Origin of the sequence: Microbacterium sp. Cr-K20, from assembly GCF_000708325.1 — a bacterium.
Lineage (GTDB): Bacteria > Actinomycetota > Actinomycetes > Actinomycetales > Microbacteriaceae > Microbacterium.
Map to the genome: position 1 here is coordinate 1 of NZ_JARE01000074.1, position 6,732 is coordinate 6,732.

Genomic DNA, 6,732 nt, shown 5'->3' on the forward strand with positions numbered 1-6,732 from the left:
AGGCGGCCGACCACCCGCAGCGCAGCCGCAGGGGACTGTGGATCACTCTTGCTGCCGTGGCGGCCGTCGTCGTGGTCGTCGGCGGGATCTTCGGCCTGAACGCCCTGGTCGCGAACCTCGGCACCGAGCCGCAGCCAGAGGCCACCGCGCAGGAGGTCGACCCGCAGGACCCGGTCTCCGATGCGGTGCCCAAGGTCACCGAGCTCACCGGCACACGGCAGGGCGACCAGGTGACCTTCACGTGGACGAACCCCGATCCGGTCGAGGACGACAGCTTCATCTGGTCCGAGACGGGTGGTGCGGCAGACGGCGCAGTCCGGCAGGCGCCCGACGAGACGGTCACGTTCACCCCCGCGTCGTCGGGCGAGGTGTGCATCGAGGTGATGCTGCGTCGCGGCGACGGGCGTGCTTCCGAACCCGTCACGGGGTGCGTCGGATGACCGCGCCCGCGGCGGTCACCGTCGAGTTCGCGGGGGAGTACTTCCCGATCGAACCGGGGAGCCGCTTCATCGTCGGGCGTGAGGGAGACCTCGAACTCGACGACAACCTCTTCCTGCACCGCCACTTCCTCGAGATCAGCGACGGCGAGGGGCTCTGGTGGCTCGCGAACGTCGGCACGCGCCTCACCGCGACCGTGACCGATTCGGCGGGCGGTGTGCAGGCGTGGCTCGCCCCCGGTGCGCGGCTGCCCCTGGTGTTCGAGACCACGACGATCGTGTTCAGCGCCGGTCCCACCACGTACGAGCTGGTGCTGCACGCCGCCGAGCCGACGTTCCGCGCCACCAAGCGCGAGCACGACGACGGGGGCGCCTCGACCATCGGCGACGTTCCCCTCACGCAGAGTCAGAAGCTGCTGATCCTCGCGCTGGCCGAACCGCAGCTTCGTCGCGACGGCACCGGCATGAGCGAGATCCCTTCATCGGCGGCCGCCGCCGAGCGTCTGGGCTGGACGGTCACGCGCTTCAACCGCAAACTCGACAACGTGTGCGACAAGTTCGACCGCATCGGCGTGCCGGGTATGCGGGGAGGTCAGCGCAGCTTCGCGACCAACCGCCGCGCGCGACTGGTCGAGCACGTCATCGCCTCACGGCTGGTGAGCAAAGACGACCTCCCGCTGCTGGATGCCCCGCAGCCGAGTGAGGCAGAGGGAGAGAACGAGTGAAGGTACGGCTGACCCTGCTCCGTCAGGGCGCGGCATCCAGCGACATCGAGGTCACCGCTGAGAACACGGCGACGATCGGCGAGATCGCCGCGATGATCGTCCGGGCGGACCCGCTCGGATCCTTCGCCACCGCCGATCCGACCGCGGTGACGCTGGAGGCGTACAGCTCGGTGGTCGCCGGCTCGGGTGACCTGCTCGCGCCGGAGTCGACCTTCGCGCACGTCGGTCTCGCGCACGGAGCGACCGTCCGTGTGGTGCCCGCCACGTATCAGCAGCGCCCGGTGATCGGTCGCATGGAGGTCGGCACGGGGCCGGGAGCGCGATCGATCGCGCTCACCCGCGGCACGATCGTGCTCGGTCGCGACGACACCTGTGATGTCGTGATCGACGATCCGCTGGTGTCCAAGCGCCATGCGCGGCTCGAGATCGGCGATCGCGTCGAGATGATCGACCTGAACTCCGCGAACGGCATCCTGATCGACGGGGCCTCTGTCGTGCGTCTGGTCGCCGCAGAGGGGGAGCTCGCCGTCGTGATCGGCGACACCCCGATCACGGTGAAGGTCGAGCCCGATGCCGCTGCGCCCTCGCCGGCCGTCGCCTCGATCCGCCAGGTCGAGTTCGTGCGATCGCCGCGCGTCGAGGAACGCTACCTCGGTGAAGAGCTCGACGGCACGGATCTGCCCGTCCCTGCCCGCAAGCAGCCGTTCCCGATGCTCGCGCTCGTCGCCCCGGTGCTCATGGGCGGCGCGATGTTCGCCTTCACCCAGAGCCCCATGTCGCTGATGTTCGTGGCCCTGTCGCCGCTGCTCATGATCGGCACCTGGGTCACGACGAGGAACCAGAACAAGCAGGAGCTCGAAGAGGACAAGAAGCGGTTCGAGGAGCAGCTGGAGCGTCTGGACGCCCGACTGCAGAGCGAGCGCGAACGCGAGATCGACGTGCGACGGCGCGAAGTTCCGCTGCTGCGCGAGGTCAGCGACGCCGCACTCGCGGCCGGACCCACCATCTGGACGCGTCGAGCCGAGCACTGGTCGTTCCTGCACGTGCGACTCGGTATCGGCGACACCGGCTCCCGCAGCTCCGTGAAGGATTCCAACGGCCGGGATCGCGCGATCCCCGAGTACGTGGAGAAGCTCGACGCGGTGATCGATTCCACCAGGATCGTGCCGCAGGTACCGATCCTGGAAGACCTCAAAGACGTCGGCGCGCTCGGCATCGCCGGCCTCGGCGGTCGTTCCACGGGATACGCCCGAGCGCTCCTCGCCCAGATCGCCGGCCTGCACGCGCCCGGTGACGTCGGCGTCGTGGGCCTGTGGGGCCCGCGCTGGGGTGCGCAGCTCGCCGACGCGAAGTGGCTGCCGCACGCCTGGTCGGCGCAGGCCGCGCTCGGTGTGCAGCCGATCGGCGACGGTCCGTCGTCGGCGGGGCAGATCGTCGCCCGTCTCGAAGAGCTGATCGACACGCGCTCCAGCCGTGGCGGTGAAGCCGTCGAGCTCGGTGCACTCCAGGCCGAGAAGGCCGCGACGAACAGCGGCTCGAAGGTCGGCGAGGACTCCTCGCGCAACCGGAACGACTCGGTGCCGAAGCCGGCGATCGTGGTGCTGATCGCGCCGGATGCGCCGATCGACCGCGGCCGCCTCATCCAGCTCTCCGAGCGCGCCGCCATGCGCGGGATCTTCCCGGTGTGGCTCACGGAGGATGCCGCTGCCCTCCCGGCATCCTGCCGCACGTTCGTGGAGCTCGGTCAGACCGACAGTGCGCACTTCGTGCGACTCGGTGAGACGGTGGACAACCTCTCGGTCGACGAGCTCACGCGCGAGCAGTTCGCCGTCTTCGCGCGCGCCCTGGCCCGCCTGACCGACGCCGGCGAGGTGGCCCTCGACCGCAGCGACGTGCCGCGGACCATCTCGATGCTGCATCTCCTGGGGCGCGACATGGCCACCCAGCCCGAGAGCGTCGTCGACCGCTGGACCCAGAACGACTCGCTCCATTCCCGGCGCAAGTCGGGTTCGGCGCGGCGCTACCAGCCCAAGCTGCGCGCCCTGGTCGGCGCCGGCGCAGAGGGCGCGCTGCAGCTCGATCTGCGTCAGCAGGGACCGCACGCCCTGGTGGGTGGAACGACGGGATCCGGCAAGAGCGAGTTCCTGCAGGCATGGGTGCTCGGCATGGCGACCGAGTACAGCCCGGAGCGGCTGACGTTCCTGTTCGTCGACTACAAGGGTGGCTCGGCGTTCGCCGACTGCACGAGCCTGCCGCACTGCGTCGGCATCGTGACCGACCTGAACGAGCACCTCGTGCGCCGCGTGCTGGTGAGCCTCCGGGCCGAGCTGCACTACCGCGAGCACCTGTTCAACCGCAAGAAGGCCAAAGACATCCTCGAGCTCGAGCGCGCCGGCGACCCGCAGGCCCCGCCCGCGCTGGTGCTGGTGATCGACGAGTTCGCCGCTCTCGCCAAGGAGGTCCCGGAGTTCGTCGACGGCGTGATCGACATCGCGCAGCGCGGTCGTTCGCTGGGCATCCACCTGATCATGGCCACGCAGCGTCCGGCCGGTGTCATCAAGGACAACCTGCGGGCGAACACGAACCTCCGTGTCGCCCTGCGCATGGCGGATGAGACCGACAGCAACGACGTGATCGGCACGAAGGACGCCTCGCTGTTCGATCCGGGCACGCCGGGTCGAGGCATCGCGAAGACCGGCCCCGGCCGCATGACCCTGTTCCAGTCGGCGTACGCCGGTGGCTGGAGCCTCGGCGAGAGCGACGGCGTCGATGTGGCGATCGCCGCATTCGGCACCACCGACCAGGGGCCGTGGGAGCTGCCCATCGACGAGAACGCGGTCGTGGTCGATGAGGACCTCGGTCCGAACGATCAGCAGCGGCTCGTCAGCACCATGGTGCTCGCCGCTCAGGCGGCCCAGGTCGAGAAGCCGCGTCGGCCGTGGCTCGACGAGCTGGCGCCCACGTTCGACCAGCTCAAGCTGCCGCAGCGCACGGACGCTGCCCTGCTGCTCGGCGTCGTCGACCAGCCGGAGCGCCAGGAGCAGGTGCCGTTCCATTTCCTGCCCGACACCGAGGGCCACATGGTGATCTACGGCACCAGCGGCGCCGGTAAGAGCGCCGCGCTGCGCACCCTCGCGGTGTCGGCCGGCATCACGCCGCGCGGTGGCCCCGTGCACGTGTACGGGCTCGACTTCGGCTCCGGCGCGCTGCGGATGCTGGAACCGCTGCCGCACGTGGGCTCGGTCATCTCGGGCGATGACGCCGAGCGCGTGGCCCGGCTGTTCGCGACGCTGCGCAGCGAGCTCGATCGTCGTGGTGATGCCTACTCCGCGGTGGGCGCGGCGACCCTGACCGAGTACCGCGCGCTGTCCGGCAAGTCCGACGAGCCGCGCATCGTGGTGCTCATCGACGGCTTCGCGGCGTTCCGCAACGACTACGAGGCCGTGATCGGTCGCTCCGACACCTACAACGCCCTGCAGGAGGTGCTCTCCGACGGACGAGCGGTCGGCATCCATGTGGTGCTGTCGGCCGACCGGTTCCAGAGCATCCCGAGCGCGCTGAACGCGATGATCCAGCGCCGCGTGGTGCTGCGCATGTCCGACACCGACGCGTACAACATCCTCAACGTCCCCAAGGACGTGCTGAACCCGGAGTCGGTGCCCGGACGCGCGATCGTCGGCGAGAACGAGGCGCAGATCGCGATCGTCGGGGGCACGCGCAGCATGAAGGAGCAGTCCCTCGCGATCGAGCGGATGGCCGCATCCATGTCGCGCCGTGGTGTGCCGGATGCTCCGCCGGTGCGGGCGCTCCCGCTGAGCTACCGCATCGACGAGGTCCCCGCTCTCCTCGGCGACCAGCTCGTGGTCGGGCTCTCCGACGCCGACCTCGGCCCGTTCGGGATCGAGCCGACCGGTACGTTCGTGATCGCCGGCCCTCCCGCGAGCGGGAAGAGCAATGCGCTCGCGGCGATCACCCAGCAGATGCTGCGGGCACGGCCGGGCACACCCACGCTGTACCTCGGGTCGTCGCGCTCGCCGGTGAAGAACGCGGTGGCGTGGACGGCTTCGGCGGCCGACGGCATCAGCGGCACGGCGGCCGTCGCCGAGATCGTAGAGAAGGCCGAAGCCGGTCTCAAGCCGGTCGTGGCCGTCGAGGGCGTGGCGGAGTTCGCGTCGTCGCTGCTGGAGATGCCGCTGTCCGACCTGGTCAAGCGGGCCGGTCGCGGCGAGCTGCTGCTGCTGTTCACGGGCGACACGAGCGAGTGGACGAGCAACTTCGGTCTGCTCGGCGAGATCAAACAGTCGCGCCGCGGCGTGGTGCTCCAGCCCGAGACGATCGACGGCGAGCTCGTGCTCAAGGCCCCGCTGCCGCGGATCGGTCGGGGCGAGTTCCCGGTGGGTCGTGCGGTGCTCGCGCAGCGCGGAAAGGTGGTGCGCGTGCAGTTCCCGCTCGTCATCCCCGAGACCGTCTGAGCGCACATCCGAGACCCGATGGGGACTTCTCCCCATTTGCAGACCAGAACCGCTTCGTTAGTCTCGAAGCACAAGAACTCTCCGGCACCCGCCGGGGCGACCGGAAGGTAACACCATGACGAACCTCAAAGTCAGCTACGCCGACATGAAGGATGCTGCTGGCCGTCTCCGCACGGGCCAGCAGGACATCGAAACGCAGCTGAAGAACCTCCGCGCATACGTCTCGCAGCTCGTCTCGGGCGGCTTCGTGACCACGTCCGCCTCTGGTGCGTTCGACGCGTCCTACGCGCAGTTCAACCAGGGCGCGACCGCGACCATCGCCGGTATCGAGGGCATGGCTCGCTTCCTCGACGTCGCAGCCCAGTCGCTGCAGTCGACCGACGAGCAGCTGGCCGCGCAGATCCGCCAGTAATCGCCGCACACCACACGAGGGGATGCCGACCTCGGCATCCCCTCGTGTGCGCCTGCACGACCTTCATCCACTCCGGGGGGAACGATGAGCGACCTCACGCTCGAGAGCAGTCTGCTGGACGCGTCGCGTTCATCGATCAGCGCCGCCATCCAGACGTTCGCGAACGCCGACCGGTTCGGTGACGACGTCGCCGGGCTCACGGGCCACGGCGGCCTCTCCGGCAAGGTGCAGGACTTCGCCGGCAACTGGGATCGCAAGCGCGGCCAGCTGCAGAAGAGCCTGGAAGGCATCCGCGACACCCTGCAGGCGATCGCCGACACCTTCGGAGACCTCGACCGCAACATGGCGAAGAGCGTCACCGACGGCATGAAGCACGTCGAGCGGCCGCAGGGTGGCCAGACCGCGACGCCTCCCACCGTCGGCGGCGGTCCGGACGGCGCCACGGGGCCGACTCCCGGCCCCGCTCCCAGCCCCTCACCGGCCCCTGCACCGGCCCCCGGTCCTGCACCTGACCCGATTCCTGCGCCGTTGCCGTCTCTTCCCGACCCCGGTATCGGTGGCGGTCCCGCGCCGGTGCTGCCGTCGCTTCCGGATCCGATTCCCGGGCCGTTGCCGTCGCTTCCCGAGCCCGGCATTGGTGGCGGTCCTGCGCCGGTGCTGCCGTCGCTTCCGGATCCGATTCCCGG

4 protein-coding genes and 1 pseudogene are annotated in these 6,732 nt (G+C 69.8%); all 5 read left to right on the forward strand.

Going from position 1 to position 6,732, the window contains the following annotated elements; genetic code table 11:
• Positions 1–440, forward strand: a pseudogene (locus GZ67_RS20905) (serine/threonine-protein kinase); the annotation flags it as partial.
• Complete coding sequence (locus tag GZ67_RS0117630) at positions 437–1,162, forward strand: hypothetical protein (RefSeq protein WP_029263897.1); 726 nt, start codon at positions 437–439, stop codon at positions 1,160–1,162. The pseudogene GZ67_RS20905 and the gene GZ67_RS0117630, both read left to right, overlap by 4 nt.
• Positions 1,159–5,634 (forward strand): FtsK/SpoIIIE domain-containing protein, encoded by a 4,476-nt coding sequence (locus GZ67_RS0117635; protein WP_029263896.1) that lies wholly within the window; start codon positions 1,159–1,161, stop codon positions 5,632–5,634. The genes GZ67_RS0117630 and GZ67_RS0117635 overlap by 4 nt, the downstream gene beginning before the upstream one ends.
• Before the next feature lie 115 nt (positions 5,635–5,749).
• Positions 5,750–6,046 carry a WXG100 family type VII secretion target gene (locus GZ67_RS0117640; RefSeq protein ID WP_017204355.1) on the forward strand — a complete coding sequence of 99 codons (297 nt, stop codon included), beginning with the start codon at positions 5,750–5,752 and terminating at the stop codon, positions 6,044–6,046.
• Positions 6,047–6,130: 84 nt separating this feature from the next.
• Positions 6,131–6,732: hypothetical protein (locus GZ67_RS20910; RefSeq protein WP_051662624.1), on the forward strand; the 602-nt coding region annotated here is incomplete at its 3' end.